General features: G+C 66.0%; 20 protein-coding genes and 1 pseudogene. 9 read left to right on the top strand and 12 right to left on the bottom strand.

Annotated elements, in window-relative coordinates; all coding sequences use genetic code 11:
• The first annotated feature begins 296 nt into the window (after positions 1-296).
• Positions 297-1,634: an ATP-binding protein gene (locus ACIP90_RS16475; protein ID WP_400580630.1), complete on the top strand. Its 1,338-nt coding sequence runs from the start codon at positions 297-299 to the stop codon at positions 1,632-1,634.
• Between the two features lie 90 nt (positions 1,635-1,724).
• On the opposite strand, the gene ACIP90_RS16470 is transcribed toward ACIP90_RS16475, so the two are convergent.
• The 3 genes from ACIP90_RS16470 to ACIP90_RS16460 are packed head-to-tail and all read right to left on the bottom strand — an operon-like array spanning position 1,725 to position 2,824.
• Entirely contained in the window at positions 1,725-2,222 is a 498-nt protein-coding gene (locus ACIP90_RS16470) for an SRPBCC domain-containing protein (protein ID WP_400580629.1), read from the bottom strand.
• Between the two features lie 13 nt (positions 2,223-2,235).
• Entirely contained in the window at positions 2,236-2,568 is a 333-nt protein-coding gene (locus tag ACIP90_RS16465) for an ArsR/SmtB family transcription factor (protein ID WP_400580628.1), read from the bottom strand.
• Positions 2,534-2,824, bottom strand: coding sequence for a DUF2848 family protein (locus ACIP90_RS16460; RefSeq protein WP_400580627.1), 291 nt, complete (start codon positions 2,822-2,824; stop codon positions 2,534-2,536). The genes ACIP90_RS16465 and ACIP90_RS16460 overlap by 35 nt, the downstream gene beginning before the upstream one ends.
• Here ACIP90_RS16460 and ACIP90_RS16455 point away from each other — a divergent pair.
• Entirely contained in the window at positions 2,816-4,447 is a 1,632-nt protein-coding gene (locus tag ACIP90_RS16455) for a 5-oxoprolinase/urea amidolyase family protein (protein ID WP_400580626.1), read from the top strand. The genes ACIP90_RS16460 and ACIP90_RS16455 overlap by 9 nt on opposite strands.
• Before the next feature lie 158 nt (positions 4,448-4,605).
• Positions 4,606-5,088 (top strand): TspO/MBR family protein, encoded by a 483-nt coding sequence (locus tag ACIP90_RS16450; protein WP_400580625.1) that lies wholly within the window; start codon positions 4,606-4,608, stop codon positions 5,086-5,088.
• 17 nt (positions 5,089-5,105) lie between these two features.
• Here the strand turns inward: ACIP90_RS16450 and ACIP90_RS16445 are convergent, their stop codons facing one another.
• The gene (locus ACIP90_RS16445) at positions 5,106-5,489 is read right to left on the bottom strand and encodes a VOC family protein (RefSeq protein WP_400580624.1); all 384 of its coding nucleotides are present in this window, start codon (positions 5,487-5,489) and stop codon (positions 5,106-5,108) included.
• 137 nt (positions 5,490-5,626) lie between these two features.
• Between ACIP90_RS16445 and ACIP90_RS16440 the strand changes: the two genes are divergently transcribed.
• Entirely contained in the window at positions 5,627-6,097 is a 471-nt protein-coding gene (locus tag ACIP90_RS16440) for an NUDIX domain-containing protein (RefSeq protein ID WP_400580623.1), read from the top strand.
• On the opposite strand, the gene ACIP90_RS16435 is transcribed toward ACIP90_RS16440, so the two are convergent.
• Positions 6,094-6,621, bottom strand: coding sequence for an OsmC family protein (locus ACIP90_RS16435; RefSeq protein WP_400580622.1), 528 nt, complete (start codon positions 6,619-6,621; stop codon positions 6,094-6,096). The two genes, ACIP90_RS16440 and ACIP90_RS16435, sit on opposite strands and share 4 nt — an antisense overlap.
• A gap of 153 nt (positions 6,622-6,774) precedes the next feature.
• Between ACIP90_RS16435 and ACIP90_RS16430 the strand changes: the two genes are divergently transcribed.
• Positions 6,775-7,965 (top strand): winged helix DNA-binding domain-containing protein, encoded by a 1,191-nt coding sequence (locus tag ACIP90_RS16430; RefSeq protein WP_400580621.1) that lies wholly within the window; start codon positions 6,775-6,777, stop codon positions 7,963-7,965.
• Here ACIP90_RS16430 and ACIP90_RS16425 read toward each other — a convergent pair.
• A complete protein-coding gene (locus ACIP90_RS16425; RefSeq protein ID WP_400580620.1) occupies positions 7,955-8,881 on the bottom strand; it encodes a DUF817 domain-containing protein in 927 nt (308 codons plus the stop codon). The genes ACIP90_RS16430 and ACIP90_RS16425 overlap by 11 nt on opposite strands.
• 213 nt (positions 8,882-9,094) lie before the next feature.
• On the opposite strand from ACIP90_RS16425, the gene ACIP90_RS16420 reads away from it, so the two are divergent.
• Both ACIP90_RS16420 and ACIP90_RS16415 read left to right on the top strand, forming a co-directional pair.
• Positions 9,095-9,490 (top strand): YidH family protein, encoded by a 396-nt coding sequence (locus ACIP90_RS16420; RefSeq protein WP_400580619.1) that lies wholly within the window; start codon positions 9,095-9,097, stop codon positions 9,488-9,490.
• 3 nt (positions 9,491-9,493) lie between these two features.
• Positions 9,494-9,838 (top strand): DUF202 domain-containing protein, encoded by a 345-nt coding sequence (locus ACIP90_RS16415; RefSeq protein ID WP_400580618.1) that lies wholly within the window; start codon positions 9,494-9,496, stop codon positions 9,836-9,838.
• 51 nt (positions 9,839-9,889) lie between these two features.
• Here ACIP90_RS16415 and ACIP90_RS16410 read toward each other — a convergent pair whose 3' ends face one another.
• Entirely contained in the window at positions 9,890-10,483 is a 594-nt protein-coding gene (locus ACIP90_RS16410; RefSeq protein WP_400580617.1) for a DM13 domain-containing protein, read from the bottom strand.
• A gap of 194 nt (positions 10,484-10,677) precedes the next feature.
• Between ACIP90_RS16410 and ACIP90_RS16405 the strand changes: the two genes are divergently transcribed.
• A complete protein-coding gene (locus ACIP90_RS16405) occupies positions 10,678-10,944 on the top strand; it encodes a hypothetical protein (RefSeq protein ID WP_400580616.1) in 267 nt (88 codons plus the stop codon).
• A 112-nt stretch (positions 10,945-11,056) separates the two neighbouring features.
• Here the strand turns inward: ACIP90_RS16405 and ACIP90_RS16400 are convergent, their stop codons facing one another.
• Both ACIP90_RS16400 and ACIP90_RS16395 read right to left on the bottom strand, forming a co-directional pair.
• Positions 11,057-11,842, bottom strand: coding sequence for an alpha/beta fold hydrolase (locus ACIP90_RS16400; RefSeq protein ID WP_400580615.1), 786 nt, complete (start codon positions 11,840-11,842; stop codon positions 11,057-11,059).
• 54 nt (positions 11,843-11,896) lie between these two features.
• The gene (locus tag ACIP90_RS16395) at positions 11,897-12,715 is read right to left on the bottom strand and encodes a GPP34 family phosphoprotein (protein ID WP_400580614.1); all 819 of its coding nucleotides are present in this window, start codon (positions 12,713-12,715) and stop codon (positions 11,897-11,899) included.
• A gap of 157 nt (positions 12,716-12,872) precedes the next feature.
• Here ACIP90_RS16395 and ACIP90_RS16390 point away from each other — a divergent pair.
• Positions 12,873-13,265, top strand: a pseudogene (locus tag ACIP90_RS16390) (VOC family protein).
• 72 nt (positions 13,266-13,337) lie between these two features.
• Here the strand turns inward: ACIP90_RS16390 and ACIP90_RS16385 are convergent.
• The 3 genes from ACIP90_RS16385 to ACIP90_RS16375 form a co-directional block, all read right to left on the bottom strand.
• Positions 13,338-14,006, bottom strand: a complete 669-nt coding sequence (locus ACIP90_RS16385) for a GntR family transcriptional regulator (RefSeq protein ID WP_400580613.1) — start codon at positions 14,004-14,006, stop codon at positions 13,338-13,340.
• 39 nt (positions 14,007-14,045) lie between these two features.
• A complete protein-coding gene (locus tag ACIP90_RS16380; RefSeq protein WP_400580612.1) occupies positions 14,046-15,032 on the bottom strand; it encodes an ornithine cyclodeaminase family protein in 987 nt (328 codons plus the stop codon).
• A gap of 86 nt (positions 15,033-15,118) precedes the next feature.
• Positions 15,119-16,456: an amidohydrolase family protein gene (locus tag ACIP90_RS16375; protein ID WP_400580611.1), complete on the bottom strand. Its 1,338-nt coding sequence runs from the start codon at positions 16,454-16,456 to the stop codon at positions 15,119-15,121.
• Positions 16,457-16,545: the final 89 nt, after the last annotated feature.

Raw genomic sequence — 16,545 nt, 5'->3', positions numbered from 1 at the left:
CACAACATCGTGCCAGTCATTGGTTTCTTCAATCTTTAACCTTCAGATATGATCGCTTTTCCTTATGTAATTCCCCTTCCATACTGGACAGGACTCACAACGACGTGAAGGCTGGCGCAGCTTCGGTGCGCCGCCACCCCGACAAGAAGGCGACGGACCCATGACGGCTCTGACTTACACCCAAACCTCTGACGTGCAGGAGCGGCGCCCGGCCGGTGCAGTCCTCCCCTTGGAGGACTTTGACTGCAGTACCGGGGAGGAATGCTTCTTCTGCGCTTGCCCTGAAACTGACTGAGATGACAGCCACAACAGCCACGGAGACCACGACAACCGGCGGAAGGCCCTCCGTCCACCCCTGGAGCGTCCGCGACTTTCACTCGGACGATCTCGACCAGCTCATCGGTGTCTGGCAGGATTCCAGAACACCGGGCGCACACCCTGTCTACAGCCTCTCCGAAATCATCGATGCGTGCTCCAACGGCGTGGGGGTCGTCGCCGTGAGGGAGGGACGTGTGGTCGGGGCAGCGGCGTGCAGAATCCACGATGGCCGCGCCTGGATGGTCCTGCTCGCACAGGACCGGGAGTGGCGGGACCAGGGGCTCGGGAGCGCCCTCCTCGCCGGAATGGAAGACCGGCTCACCAGCCAGGGCATACGGCGGATCTCGGCGCTCCTGCCGGCTTCAGAAACCAGGGTCCGCGCCTTCCGCAACAGCGAGTACAGAGTGGAGGAGGACCTCCACTACTTTGAGCGAACCATCCCGCTGCAACCCCGCGAGATGGAGCCGTTGAGCCAGTTGGGTGGCCGCCTCCTCCCCCACGGGCTCTGGGAGGCGCTGGCCGGCATGCAGCGCGAAAAAGCGCTGATCGAACAGCGGCTGATCCTGCCGCTGGCGCGCACGGAACTCGCCAAGTCCCTGGGCGTTACGCCGCCACGCTCCGTGGTCCTGTTCGGGCCTCCGGGCACGGGCAAAACCACCTTCGCCAAGGCAGTTGCCTCCCGCCTCGACTGGCCGTTTGTCGAAGTCTTCCCCTCCCGGCTCGCCTCCGACCCCCAGGGTCTCGCCGGTGCCCTGCGGCAGATATTCCTCGAGATTAGCCGCCTCGAACACGCCGTCGTGTTCATCGATGAGGTCGAAGAAATAGCCGCCGCCCGCACAGGGGAAGCATCGTCTGCCCTCCAGGGGGTCACCAACGAACTGCTGAAGATCATCCCGGCATTCAGGGAAAAGGAAGGCCGCCTGCTGATCTGTGCCACCAACTTCATCCGTTCACTCGACAAAGCCTTCCTCCGCCATGGCCGCTTCGACTACGTCATTCCGATCGGCCCGCCGGACCTGGACGCCCGCAGGGCCATCTGGAACCGCTACATCCCACCAGCGGTGTCCCCGCAGATCGACCTGGACGCCCTGGCGCTCGCCAGCGAGCGGTTCTCCCCGGCGGATATCGAGTTTGCGGCCAGGAAAGCTTCCCAGCAGGCCCTCGAGCAGGCGGTGCAGGCGCCCCACCCGATACCGGAGGAGCAGATCCTCACGACCAGCGCCTACTTGCAGGCCATCGAAGGGACCCGTGCCACGGTCACCGAACCGGTCGTCAGGGACTTCCTGGAAGACATCGAGCGCATTGCGCGTGTCTGACAGGGCGGCTAAAGACCGGAGATAGAGAACGACGGCGGGAGTTTCCCGCCGTCGTTCTCTTGCGTTGTGCGTTGCTGCAGCCCTTACGGCTCAGGCGCGGGAGTGCTCGGCGAGGATGCCGTCGATCTGGCCGGCAGCTTCCTGCATGCCCTCCTCCATGCCCATTTCCACCATCTTGTTCATCTGTTCCTCGGACTCGAAGGTGGACCGGACGGTCATCCGCGTGCGGCCGCCGATATCCGCCAGCGTGACGGTCGCATGGGTTGTGCCCATGGCCTCGTCCGGCGCGCCGTTGTCGTCGGCGAAGCCGTCGTCGAACTCGAGGCGGTTGGGGGCGTCAATGCTGGTGATGCGCCACCAGCCGCCGGCTTTCTCACCTTCGGGGCCGGTCATGTAGTAACTGGCCTCCCCGCCCGGGGTGAATTCGTGCTTGCTGAACGTGGCCGGCCAGGTGGGCGGGCCCCACCATCGCTCAAGCTGCCGCGGGTCTTCCCAGATCTGCCAGACCCGCTCGACATCAGCATCGAACTCGGCCACGAGGGTGAAGCTCAGCGTCTCGGGATTCTTAGTGGAACTGATAACGGTCATTGCCGGACCCTTCCTAATCTTCAGCCAGGATGTCGGCGATCCGCCCGGCGCGCTGCCGCCAGATCGCCTCGTATTCATCAAGCAGCCGCCGGGCTTTCTGCAGGCCTTCGGGATTGCCCCGCACGATCTGCTCCCTTCCGCGCTTTTCCTTCGTGACGAGGGACGCGCGCTCCAACACCGCCACGTGCTTCTGAACGGCGGCGAAGCTCATGGCGTAGAGGGAGGCGAGGCCGGACACCGAGTATTCGCCCCCAACCACCCGGCGCATGATGTCCCGGCGGGTGGCGTCGGCGAACGCCTGGAAGAGACGGTCAAGTTCGGCTTCGCCCATCTGATCTACAACCATTTGGTTGTAGGATATGACGGTGGGAGAAGGGTGTCAACGCACATTTCCTCGCGCACACTGGATAAAGGGCGGGAGTAGTGGTGGGACCTGGAACGCCAAGTTCAGTAAGCTCGGCAATGTGGGCCTGGACCTCACCCCTTGTGGTGCCGTCGGGAAGCTCAAAACAGCCACGAACACCACAATTCAGGATCTGATAGCTATAACCAAACGTGAAACTCCGGCCGCTTCGGCGGCCCAACCGACGCAGATGGCCCACCCGGCCCAGGCTGACCGGCCAGGCCGAGTCCGCTCAGTGCGTCCGGTGGGAACGCGCACTGTGCTCGCGGAACTTTCGGGACTGCAGGACGTGCTCGCCCTGCAGGCTGCGCTCCTTGAGGCGCCGCTTCCGGGACAGCAGGACGTCCTGGCTGCGGCCGAAACCGTCATGGTCAGGGCAGAGTCGCCGGCTGCCGCCCGGCGCATTGGCAGGATCCTCCTGGAGCTGGACCTCACGGCTCCAGCGCCGCAGGACGGCGGGCTGGTGGTCATCGACACCGTGTACGACGGCGACGATCTCGCCGAAGTCGGGAAACTGACCGGCCTCGGCGTTGAGGGCGTAATCGCCGCGCACTGCGGCCAGACCTGGACCGTGGCGTTCGCCGGCTTCGCCCCCGGCTTCGGCTACATGGTGGGAGAGAACCAGTCACTCGAGGTTCCCCGCCGAAGTTCCCCGCGCACCGCTGTCCCGGCGGGGTCGGTCGCGCTGGCCGGAAACTACTCCGCCGTTTATCCGCGCAGGTCCCCCGGAGGCTGGCAGCTGATCGGCCGCACCGGAGCCCGCATGTGGGACCTCCGCCGTCCCGAACCCGCTCTGGCCAGCCCGGGCCACCGGGTGCGGTTCCGCGCGGTCCGCGACATCGTCCAGATGCCGCCGGAGCCCGCCGCTGCACCGGGCGGGGAGCAGCCCGCCGCGCAGGCCAGTTCCGGCCTCCGTGTCCTTTCGCCGGGAATCCAGAGCCTGATCGAGGACCTGGGCCGGCAGGGCCATTCCGCTTTGGGTGTCTCCGCGGCCGGGGCACTCGACCGGGCCTCGCTCCGCAGGGCCAACCGCCTCGTGGGAAACAGCCCGTCGGCAGCCGCCATCGAGACAGTGTCCGGCGGGCTCAAAGTGCAGGCTGTCGGTGACCAGGTGCTGGCCGTTGCCGGTGCGCCGTCGGACCTTTCGGTCCTCACGCCGTCGGACGCCGACTCCGGAGAAGCCGAACAGCGGCGCACCGTTCCGGTGGCCGCACCCTTCGCCCTCCTTGACGGCGAAATCCTCACCATCGGGGTTCCGGAAGCAGGCTTCCGGAGCTACCTCGCCGTTCGTGGCGGCGTGGCGTCCGAGCCAGTGCTTGGCAGCCGGTCCACGGACACCATGTCCGGAATCGGGCCCCCGCCCCTGGCAGCCGGACAGCTGCTGCCCGTCGGCGCTGAAACTGAATCCGGCGTCGTGGGCAGCCCGGAGGTTCAGCCCGACTACCCGCGCGGGCTCACCGTGCTGGACATCGTCCCGGGCCCCCGCGCGGACTGGTTCGACCAGGCTGCCCTGGATTCACTGTGCGGGCAGGACTGGACGGTCAAACCAGAATCCAACCGGGTGGGCATGAGGCTGCAAGGGACACCCCTGCAGCGCAGCCGTGCCGGTGAACTCCCCAGCGAGGGAACAGTGGCCGGCGCCATCCAGATGCCGCCGGAGGGCCTGCCCGTACTCTTCCTCGCGGACCATCCCATCACCGGCGGTTACCCGGTCATCGGCGTGGTGGTGGACCACCAGCTTGACCTGGCAGCCCAGGTTCCCATCGGCGGACGCATCCGCTTCCGCATCTCTCCCGAATACAAAACCGTCGCAATGTCCTGATGCCAGCAACACGGGTCAGCGCCGAAGACGACGGCGGGACCCCCGCCGTCGTCCGCCGCCGTTTGACGCGGGTGCCCGTAATTGCTCACAGTGGGTCAGTGCGGTCAAACGTCAAAAATGGGGCCCCCGGCTCCCCACACGCGGGCAGGCAACCCTGGGTGCGGAACACCGCCGCGCTGCTCGGCTTTCTGGCAGTGTCGTGGACGGTGTCGATGCTGGGGTCCCTGCCGATCAGGATGAACGCCGACGGCTGGTACGCCACGGCCGAGAAGGCCCCGTGGACCCCGCCCGGATGGATGTTCACCATGACCTGGTTGACGCTGTACACCGCTATGGCTGTGGCTGCCTGGCTTGTCTGGCGGCAGCGGCGGGTCCCCCGCGGTGGCGCGCTCAGGCTCTACGCGATCCAGTTGGCACTGAACCTCGCGTGGCCGCCGATGTTTTTCGGCATGTACCCGATGCTGGGGACCGCCGCACTGTGGCTGGCATTGATGATTCTTGGAGCCCTCACTGTGGCAGTGACTCTCACCGTCCTCCGCTTTGGACCCATCAGCAAGGCTGCCGGGCTGCTGATGCTGCCGTACGTTTCATGGCTCGTGTTCTCGGGAAGCCTGAACCTTTACGCAGCCCTGCACAACTGAGTCGTGGGGCGGTGCAGTTAGCTTGACGGCCTGGGAGGCCCTGGCGGTTTGGGCGGTTCGTGGAGGCCGAACGCCGAGCCCTGGTCGTCTTTGCAAAGCGTGAACCTGCCGTACTCGCCGGCACTCGTTTCGTCCCCAAGCCCAGGCTCATCGACTGAGCCGCCGAGGGCCCGCACTTTGTCCAGGGCAGCATCCATGTCCTCCACACGGAAGAACAGGTAGGGCGCAGCGCCGGGGTCCCCTCCGTGCATGCCGCCGGCGATCCCTGATGTGCCGATGATGAACCCTCCTCCCTGGGAGGGGCCGGGTGTAAAGTCCCAGCCGAACAATGTCCCGTAGAACGCCTTGCCCCGCTGGGGATCTTCCACGCCGATCTCAAAGAATGCTGGCTCGCCGGACATCGCTCCTCCTGGCCCTGGGTGAGAACGCACTCACCGTAGGTCGGATGCTCCGCTGGCGCAATGGTCCGCTGCTTGTACTCCGGCCGGACCCCTGCGCTACCGCCTGCCCCGCGGTAGCCTTGGGACGTGGAGAGCACATGACGGTTCGAAGTGCAGGCATCCTGTTGTACCGGCAAAAGGCGGAATCGGAGCCAGACGTCTGGATAGCCCATATGGGCGGGCCGTTCTGGGCCCGCAAGGATGAACATGCCTGGTCCATTCCGAAGGGCGAGTACGTCGAGGACGAGAATCCGCTCGTAGCCGCCATGCGGGAGTTTTTCGAGGAGATGGGCACCCCTGCACCGCCCGGCGACTACACGGAGCTTGGCGCTTTCCGTCAGCCCTCAGGCAAGGTCATCACGGTCTTCGCGGCCGAGGCGGATTTCGAGCCCGAGCAGATTGTGAGCAACACGTTTTCGCTGGAATGGCCCAAAGGGTCCGGGGTAGTTCGCGACTATCCCGAGATCGATGCCGCCAGATGGTTCACAGCATCCGAAGCGCGCACGAAGCTGGTGAAGGGGCAGGTACCGATCCTGGACGCGCTCCTTGAGCTCTTGGAGCCCGCTTAGCCAGTCACGACGACCAGCTCCACCGGGACTGCTCGGCGGACCGCGTCGTCAACAGGAGAATGCTCGTCCGCCCACCGGACGATGTCCCGAAGTGCGGTCTCGTCGGCGTCCTTGGCCGCCACACGGACCACAGTGCGCAGGCCAAGAGGCCCAGCGGGAACTTGATCGCCGAGTCCCAGCATGCCACGGTTATCAGATTCACTGTCGACTTCGACTTCCAGCAGGGACAGATCCACGCCCTTCTCCGCCGCCCGCATCGCAATGAGCGAGACGAGGCAGGCGGCGCTTGCGGAGCGCAGCATCCAGCCGGGGGTGGGCGCGGTACCTTTCCCGCCGACGCCGGGTGCCATGTCCGTCACCAGGGACCAGCCGCGGGGGCCGTCCACCCGCACCCGGAGCCCCTCCTCCAGCACGGCCGTGGCCTTTGAGTCGCGGGAGCGCGCCTTTTCGGGGCTGTCACTCAGGTACTGCCTAGACCTACTGATCGCTTGGGCTATTTCCGACTGCGACATGCTTGTGCTCACTTCCGCAACACGATCCGGTTCGGACCGGGCAAGAATACACCTCCCGTTCAGGAGGAGAAATGCCCTGCAGCCATCCCATGGAGGGCGATCCCGGGACCGCGGTGCTGGGAAAACCCACTCGGGTCGGCCGGCGGGCGGCGATAGTATGTGCCAGTGACTGGCAGGGTTTCGACGGGTGACGTCGTCGCGTTTCGTCTCGGCGCCCATAATCTCGCCGAACGGTTAGGCGAAGGCGGGCTGCTCGAGGCCGCCGGCCGGTGCGGGATTCAGAACAGCCCGCCCGGTTCGGCGTTGCTTGCCCTGCATGCGAGGGTGCGAAGCCTCACACCGGAACAGGTGGCCAGCGCAGTTGCCGAGGACAAGAGCCTGCTGCAGACCTGGTGCATGCGCGCCTCGCCGTTCTACTTTCCGGTCTCTGACGCGCCGATATTCACCACCGGAGTGCTGCCGCCCGGCGAGGAGGCGATGCGCCATCTCGTTCCCGGCGTGGAGCAGGCGTTGGAGAAACTTGGCCTGAGCCTGATCGAGACGGTCGGGCTGACCGGTGCCGAGATCGGTGACGTGCTGTCCGGGCGCAGGCTCGACATCAACCAGCTCGGCGCCGAGATCAGCACTCGGATTGCCCGCAGGCTGCCGAAGCGACAACGCGACATCTGGGAGGAAGAAGGTCCGTACGCCCGGGGGCAACCGCTCGGTGAAGGCGTCGTCCATTTCTGCGTCCGCATCCTCACCTTGCAGCGGGTGGTCTGCTTCGCGCCGCGCGCCGGGAACAAAGCACCGCTCGTCCTCGTCGACGAGTGGCTTGGCCATCGGATCCCCGACATCGCCCCGGACCTGGCGCGTGCCGAACTGCTTCGCCGCTACCTGCGCTGCTACGGGCCGTCGACACGCGGAGACTTCGCCGTCTGGGCGGGGATCCATGCACGTGACACCGGCCCCTGGTGGAGTTTGGTCGAGGACGAGCTGACAAGGGTGGAGTTCTGTGGTGCCACATGGATCCTCACCGAGGATCTGGACGCACTGCAGTCGGCGCAGATGCCGAAGGGTGCGCGCCTGCTCCCGCCACATGACCCTTATACCCAGATGCGCGACCGCGAAACGATCGTCGACAGGAAGCACCACCGGGAAGTGTGGATGATGGCCGGCGAACCCGGCACGGTCCTCTCGGACGGCAAAATCACCGGCACCTGGCGTCCACGCAAGAGCGGCCGGAAGCTGACCATCGCCATCACGCCGTTCGACTCGGTGTCAGACCGGGACAAGACTTCGCTGCAGGATGAGGCAGAGCAGCTTGGGCCGTTGCGGGGCGCGTCATCCGTTGACGTCGAGTTCGTCAGCTACTGACCCTCCTGGCCGCCGGGGAGGTCGGGGACATGCCGGCCTCGGCCGCGGCACCGCTGACCTCCTCTGGCTGTTCCGGCGGGGACGGTTTGTAAACCCATGCCACCAGCACCACCGAAATGATCATCAGCAGGAACCAGGAGACGAGCTTGTCGGGTGAGACCATGTGCCAGCCGTCCAGCTGGTTGGGGTAGAGCCAGGCTCCGGACCAGGTTGCGATGTTCTCGGCGATCCAGATAAACAGGGCAACCAGCAGGAACGCCAGGACCAGGGGCATCCGGAACTGCCGGCGAAACACGCGGAAGTGCATCAGGCACCGGCCGAAGATGACCACGACGGCGGCCAGCAGAACCCAGCGGGCGTCAATGATGTAGTGGTGCGTGAAGAAGTTCGCGTAGATGGCCGCGGCCAGGATCGCCGTGACCCAACGCCGCGGATATCTGGCGAAGCGCAGGTCGAAGAGCCGGAAGACCCGGACCATATAGGACCCGACCGCGGCATACATGAAGCCGCTGAAAAGCGGAACCGACCCTATGCGCAGGAAGCCCTCGGCCTCGTAAGACCAGGACCCGACGTCGGTCTTGAACAGCTCCATCACCGTGCCCACCAGGTGGAAAAGAACAATCACCCGTAGCTCACGGGCAGTTTCCAGCCGCGTGGCGACCATCAGGATCTGGATGGCGACGGCTGCGAGCGTCAGGAAGTCGTTCCTGGCCAGCGCGGCGCCGTCCGGATACCAGAGGCGGGCCGCCAGGATCACTGCGAGGAGCGCGGCGCCAAAGATGCACGCCCAGGCCTGCTTCAAACCAAAGACGGCAAACTCGAGGAGCCTCGAACGGACGCCGTCGGCAGCCGCACGGTCCAGGATCCGATGTGCACGCCCATCGATTCGACGCTCGACAGACGTGAAGCTGCGCATTGTTACCCCGTTCCCCCGCCACGAGTGGCACTGTATATTTTTCCGACCCACGCAGGAGGCCGCCTCGTGCGGCCGAACCGGCGTGGTTGCGAAGAAACCACCTTAACGCAACAGACGACGGCGGGAATCCCGCCGTCGTCGTCCTCATAGGTGCGACCTGAAAGGGTAGCGTGGCAACTGAACCGGCACCGACGACAATAAAGGGAACCCCACGTGGCAGCTACAAACTCCCAGGGCGGCGGACGAAGCGGTCTCTCGGCCCGGATCCTTGGCGGCGGAACCGAACCCGATCCCCGGTTCACCCTCGCCAACGAGCGCACCTTCCTGGCCTGGATCCGCACCTCGCTGGCCCTGCTCGCCGGCGGCGTCGCCGTCGAAGCCTTCATGACCGACCTCTTCGGCCCGGAACTCCGCAAATCCATCGCGGTGCTCCTGCTCGTGCTCGCCCTTGTCATCGGCGGCGGGTCGTTCTTCCGCTGGCTGAACGTCGAACGCTCCATGCGGCACAAGACCCCGCTGCCGCTGCCCTGGATCGCTCCCATCCTGGCCGCCGGCGGCGCTCTCGTCGCCGCCGTCATGGTGGTCTTCGTCCTCGTCCGCGCCGCCTGACCCGTGCCGCCACAGCGCGATACACAGACACACGGCGACGCCGGCCTCCAACCCGAGCGCACAGACCTCGCTTGGGGCCGCACCACCATGTCCATGATGGTGGCCGCCGCCATCTTCCTGCGCTGGATGCCCCATCACGGCTGGTTCGCCGGCACCCTGGTGGCCGCTGCGGTCCTGACCGCCCTGGCCATCAACCTCACGCGTAGACGCCGCCTCCACCGCGCCATCCGCGGCATCCAACAGGATGGGATGGCTCCTGACATCGCCTCGACGGCGGCCGTTGCGGCGAGCGTCGTCGTCCTCGCCGTCCTGGGAATCTACACCGTCCTCTTCCTGCCGCTCGAGTAGGAAGCAGCGCCCAGCTGCTCACATGTGCTGATCTACAAGAACCTGGTTTCCTCAGAATTTAAGCTGGGCCGCTCCGAATGACACGGCGAACTGCACGCACCACAGATCAACGGACTTATACTTCGAAAGATCGGCGTCCGCGGGAATCGCGTACACCTGGTTGCCCTGGTTTCCCTTGATCAGGCCGAGGTCAAGATAAGCCGCGGAACCGGCCGTGAACCATCCCGCGGTTCCCTCCACCACGTCGGCGGCGCTCAGCCAGACGTGCACATCCGGACCGTTGGAGGTGTCGAGATTCTCCAGGGTAAGCACCCGCGTGCCGTCCGGCTGCCTAATTATCCGGACGGTCCCGGTCGTCGCGTGTTCGTGGCTGATGAGGGAGCCTGAGGCGAGCTGGACCGGGCCGGCGGGGGTGTTCTGTTTAGGGGTCGCGGACGGGGAGGGTACCTCTGAAGCCGCGGGAGGAGACGGTGCCGTCCGTTCGGGGGACACAGCAACGGTGGGCAGCGCTTCATCCACCTTTACGTCGACAAACAGCAGCCACGGCTTGAACAGCGCCAGTCCAGCAGCAAGCACGATGGCGGCAGCCGCCACCGCGGCGATGACCCACCCCCGCTTGCGCCCCGTGCCCTTCACGGTGACCATCTAGCAACCCCGCAGTGACGAGACGACGGGTCCGAACACACCGGCACTCATGAATCCATCCTCCGCTTGCCTGCAACATCCGGCAATGGGCTGGAAAGCATCAGGGTACCCAATCTATATCAGTTGAAAATGATCGCTTTTCATGCATCATCCGGACTCACATACTGGTGAAACCCCATCACCAAGGATTGAGCATGAGAAAACGCATCCCCAAAACCAGGACCCCAACCAGCAAGTACAAGACTTCGAAAACCGGCCCGCGGACGGGCGACCACTGCCCTTTTAACGGATGGTGGGCGCCTGCCACGAATCCCACCGAGGGCCGCTTCATCAATGAAGGCAGCCTCATGCCCTCCGACGGGGGCGCGTCGGTGAACTGGGTGCTGCTGCCCGGCCAGATGGCCAACAGACAAGAGCCCAGGTACCACTACCCCAAGCCGGGACTCTTGGAGGATGACTAGAGGGTGCTGCGGCGTCCGGCTCAGTCTGTGGCCGCCGACTGAGACGTCGACTCCATCGTCGACCGGATTTACGCCGACTTGGCGAGTGCTCCTCCCCTGCGCACTCCCTCCCCTATTCCCCGAGGAACCGCAGCAGGAAGGGGACGGTGGCGTGCAGGGTGCGCACGTCCCCGCCGGTGGCCGCCTGCTCGCCGAGGTAGTCGCCGTGGCCACCGGGGACAATCAGCAGGCGGGCGCCCGGGATGGCATCGGCCATTCGCGCGGCATAGGCGGGTGTGACAATGTCGCGGTCGCCACTCACCACCAGCGTGGACGCCGTAATGGTGCCCAGTTCGTCGTCGGTCCAGCCGGGGAACTCCAGGATGCGTTGCCTGTCCAGCTCGAAGAGCCGCTCCACGTGGCCGGCTTCGGGGTTGAGGCGGCGGTCGGCGTCTTTGTAGATGTCCGGCATGTCATCGAGGATGGCCTTCGCCATGCCGTCCCAGAACTCGTCCGGCACGGCATCGCGGCTTGCGAAGGTGGACGCGGCGATGAGGTGCCGGACTCTGGCGGGGCGCCCGAGCGCCAGGGCGATCGCGGTGTGGCCGCCGGAGCTGAAACCCAAAACATCCACAGTTTCCACATGGAGCTGGCCCAGAACAGCGAGGATGTCAGCGGCGGAGTTCTCGGCGGTGAGGGGCCGGCTGGTCGGCTGGGTGCGGCCGTGGCCCTCCTCCTCCACGGCAATCACCTGGCGGTGTCCGGCCAGCAGCGGGATGAGCTCGCTGAAGTTCGTGCCGATGGTGGAGCCGCCACCCGGAATCAGGAGCAGCGGCGGCTGTCCAGCCACCTCCGGGCCGTGGACCTCGTAGTACATGCGAAGGCCGTCGTTGTCCGCATAGCCGTGGGCGAAGGTCACAGGGCATCCTAACCCCGGGCACTTTCGGCGAACAGGGTTCTGGCGAACAGGGTTCTAGGGTGCGGTCTCGACGAGCGTCAGCCGGATCATGCGCAGTTCGTCTTCCACCGCCCGGGACGGCCAATGGTTCTTGGCCAGTTCCCGTGCCCTGCTGAGATCGGCTTCCGGGAAAAGTGTGCCAAGCAATTCGGCGGCCTGAAGGAGGGCGATCAGTGCTGTGGTCCTGGCATCGGGCGGTGCTGCGACAGGCGGTGTAGCACCGGACACCTGACCGACGGGCTGGGCCGCATCGGGGCGAACTGCCTCAGGCAGGACCGTCTCGGGCTCCGTGGCCCTCGGCTGCACCCCACCGGGAGGCACCCCACCGGGAGACTCCGCACCGGGAGACTCCGCCACGGGACGTGCGGCAGGAGCCGGCGCAGGGATGACTACCGCCCGGATCTTTTGCATCAACGCCGCTTCCGGACTGTGGTCCTTCTCCGGATAGCGCACAGACTTGAACAGTCCAAGGTGCTTCTCACCGACATGCTCCACGATGCCCAGCGACGCCATCCGTTCGTACACCCGCTGCACTTCGCCGCGGCCCTCGAGCATGGAGACCCACCGCTTGGGTGTGTGGGGCCGTGGCTTCTCCCGGATGCGGTCCAGCTCGCGCTGGAATTCCGTGTCCGGGGCGGCGCCGGTGGCCTTGACGTGCTTCCCCTCCAGAGCAATGGCGCCCAGCAGGTCCAACTCGGCGAGTATTGCCCCGGCCAGCGTGGTCCTGAGCACGTAGGCCGGCAGCTGGGGTTCGCCGTCCTTGTCGTTCGTGGCCAGAAGGAGAAACGCTTGGGGAAGGCTCAGTTCCTCCGCCTTTGGTGTTTCCGCGTTCATACCTTCATGGTGGCGCAGTTGGGTAGCCGCCACAACGGTGCAGGGGTTCGTCGCGGGAAGAAGGCAGAAGGGTGCATCCAAATCTGCGCCGAAGGGCTATAACGGGTGCTGGGAGAACTGAATCGACGCCCCAGACGTGTTCGGAAAGGATCTGGCAATGGCTGACGACGGTATGGACATGGTCAGCGTCCGGTACATGGTGGACGACGTCGACACGGCCGTCGACTTCTACACGAAGCACCTCGGATTCACCCTCAGGATGAGCGCCGCGCCGGCGTTCGCCGACGTCGCACGCGGCCGGTTGCGGCTCCTGCTGAGCGGACCCATCAGCTCGGCCGGCCGGCCGTAGCCGGACGGCGCCGTGCCGGAACCGGGTGGATGGAACCGCATCCACCTCATCGTGGACGACATCGCCGCCGAGGTGGACCGGCTGCGCGCCGCCGGGCTCACGTTTCGAAACGACATTGTCACCGGCCCGGGCGGCCAGCAGATTTTGCTGGAAGACCCCGCCGGCAACGTCGTCGAGCTGTTCCAGCCCGCCGGTCACTAGCCGGCAGCGGACGACGGCGGGACCTCCCGCCGTCGTCCGTTTGCGTTTGGTGCCGCTCCCCTACGCGAACGGTCAGCCTTCCGGCAGGCGCCCGGCCAGTCCTTGGAGCGACGGTTCGCGGCCCAGCTCCACATGTGCGAAGGCCAGCGCGGCCGCCAGCTCTGCCTTGCCGTCATAGATGGCCTTGCACAGACTCAGGTGCTCTGCGCACTGAACCAAGGGGTCACGATGTCCCGTCAGGGTGAAGAGCCACTGCATCCTCCCCAGCAGCGGCTTCATGGAGTACTCCAACAGCGAGTTGCCCCCCATCGCCACGATCTCTGCATGCAGGGCCGTATTGCTGAGCGGTATCTGCGCGTGGTCGTGGCGCAGGGTCGCTTCTTCGGCCTGGTCCATCATCTGCTGCAGCCGCGCCGGCGACCGGCCACTGGCCGCAGCCTGGGCAGCAAGGCGCGCGGCGAGGACTTCCAGGCTGAGCCGCACATCAAAGAGTTCGTTGACATCGCGCAGCGTGATCTGTTTGACGGTGGCACCGCGCCGCGGGGAGGTGTCTATGAATCCTTCGGCTTCGAGCTGCTGAAGGGCTTCCCGGACGGGCACCCGGGAGACAGCCAACGTCTGGGACAGATCACGTTCCCTGAGCCGGGACCCTGGCGCGAACTCGCCCGAGATGATCAGTTCCCGGATCCGTTCCCGGGCAGTGTCAGCCGAGGACGCGGGAGATTCCGCTTGGGCTGTCATTCGTTCCTCCCGTTATTGCTGCAGCATCGTACGTCCCGCTCAGTTATTCAGGTCCACGTGGATGCCGACCCCCTGACTGAGCGCAGCGTCGTACAGGAGCCGGCCGATGGCAAGGTCCTGCAGACCGATACCTACCGAATTGAACAAGGTTACGTCCTCATCGCCAAGGCGCCCTGCCCGTATCCCGGCCGCCACATCGCCAAGCTCTGCTTCCACGTCCTCAAAGCGCATGACACCTTTGGCCACCGGGATGATCAGCCCGCCGGACTTGGCCTTGGCCGTGGCCAGGCTGTCCACGAAGACCCTCGCCCTCACCATGCCCGCCGAATCAATCTCCCGGTGATCGGCCCGGGGACGGGATCCGACGGCGTTCACGTGCAGTCCCGGCCTGAACCATTCGCCCTTCACCAGGGGCTCAACGGCCGGGGTGAGGGTGCACAGCACGTCGGCAGCCTCGACAACTTCCTGAACGGTGGACGCCCGCCTGATGCTCAGGCCGTGATGGGAAATCTCCTCGCAGAAGGCCGTCACGGTGTCTGCGGAACGGGACCAGACCACGACGTTTTCAATCGGAAGGACGGCCACCATGGCTTCCACGTGCGCCACGGCCAAGGCGCCTGCACCCACCAGTCCCAGGGTGGTGCTGCCGGGCCTGGCGAGCAGCTTCGTCGCCACGGCGCTGGCGGCGGCGGTGCGGACCCGGGTGGGGACTTTGCCGTCCAGGATGGCCAGGGTTTCTCCCGTCAGCTGGGAGACAAGCATGATCGTGGACCGCTGCGTGGGCAGGCTCGACTCCCGGTTCGCGGGGATGTCCGCCAGCAGTTTCACGGATGCCAGCTCCTCCGCGCCGGACAGTGCTGCCATCGGCAGGAACCTCGCGTCCGAGGACGGCAGGAGAAGGGAATCCGGCGCGGGCTGAACAGCGGTGCCCCGGCTGAGGCCGGCAAAGGCGCGTTCGACGGCGGCGATCGTCCCGGGCATGTCGGCCAAGGCCTGGAGCTCGGAGGCTTTAAGAATCAGGGTCATGGGTGGCTCTCTAGGTGGGAGGGCGCGTTTGACGGCGCTTTACGAAGTGGGGAGCGGGCGGCGTCGCCCTTGTCTGTACCGTCCGGTCAGAGGTCATTCCGGACGAGGGCTCCCTGCGCCACCACGGCGCTGACTTGCTCCAGGGCCGAGGGGCTGTTCAAGGGATCAGAGTCCACGATGACGGCGTCTGCAAAGGAACCGCGCACCAGGCGTCCTGCACGCTCACCCCACCCGAGCAGCGCGGCGGCATTTACTGTCGCGGCCCTGAGCGCGTCCAGTGGGGAAAGCCCGGCCTCCCCAAGAAGACGTACTTCTGTGCCGATCGGAGTCACATCGGAGCCGAAGGAGTCCGTCCCCGCCACCACCGTCACACCGGCCTCATGGGCAGCCTTCACCGCTGCTGTGATGATGGGCGTGTACTCTTTGCCGCGGGCAGCAAGGACCAGGTTGGCCGAGCGTGCCATGCTCGTGATGGCGTCCAGTGTGGGTGTGAAGTACGTGCCACGGCTGGCCATCCGGGAGATGGTCTCCTCGGTGACGAAGACGCCGTGCTCGATGCTGCGCACACCGGCCCGGACGGCACCGTCGATCCCCTCTGCGCTGTAGGCGTGGCACAGCACGCCCGCGTTGCCCGAGGCCTTGACCACCGCGGAGAGCTGCTCGTAGTTGTAGACGAGTTCGCGGGGGTCCTGTTCCGGCAGGCCGGCTCTGGGGTTGGCCCGGGTCTTGATTACCTTGGCGCCGCGTTTCAGGTTGACGCGCGTGAGGTAGGCAAGGTCCGACGGCTCCGTGACTCCCCCGGACAGGGACGCGAGCGGGGCAAGGTCCGGATCTGCCAGGAGCGAGTCCCCCAGTTCTGGTGAAATGAACAGCCCGGCCGGGCTCATCCGAGGCGAGGCTCCGGCGGCCCAGTCGGGCAGGGCAGCCAGGGCGACGTCCTGATAGAAGCTGCTCGACCCGCTCCGGACGCTGGTCGCGCCGCCCTGCAGGATGGCCCGTGCATCGGACAGCGCGTTCGCATGCACATGCACGTCGATGAGGCCGGGAAGGACCCAGCGCCCGGACGCATTGACGATGCGCGCGCGGCCGGCCAGAGCGGCGACGGCACGCCGTGTTTCGTCGCGGGAGCCGACGGCGGCTACCTTGCCTCCTTCCAAAACAAGGACCCCGTCTTCCACCGCGTTGCCCGTCTTGGGGTCCACGATGGTGCCGCCCTCAATTATCATGGGCTGCGGCGAAGCGGGGCGGTCAGGGTAGCCGGGGCTGGAAGGATTGTCCTCCGCATGCGCGGCAGGGGCAGTTCCAAGCTGGGCAGCCAGGCTGGCCACCGAGATTCCGGCCAATGCGGCCGCTCCTGCGAGGATGCCGCGGCGGGGAAGCGCGGCTGCAGGCGGGGCGGCAGGGGTGTGATCGTGCAGGCACATTGTTTTCTCCAAGGGGATGGGCCCTGCCGAAGCAATGCTCGGCGGGCGAAGGGTCAAGGCTGGTTGCTCTGGTATACCAAGAGAAGGGC

The sequence above is a fragment of the Arthrobacter sp. NPDC093139 genome (genome assembly GCF_044754165.1).
Lineage (GTDB): Bacteria > Actinomycetota > Actinomycetes > Actinomycetales > Micrococcaceae > Arthrobacter.
Note: the sequence above shows the minus strand (reverse complement) of the source record. Positions and strands in the feature narration are given on the sequence as shown.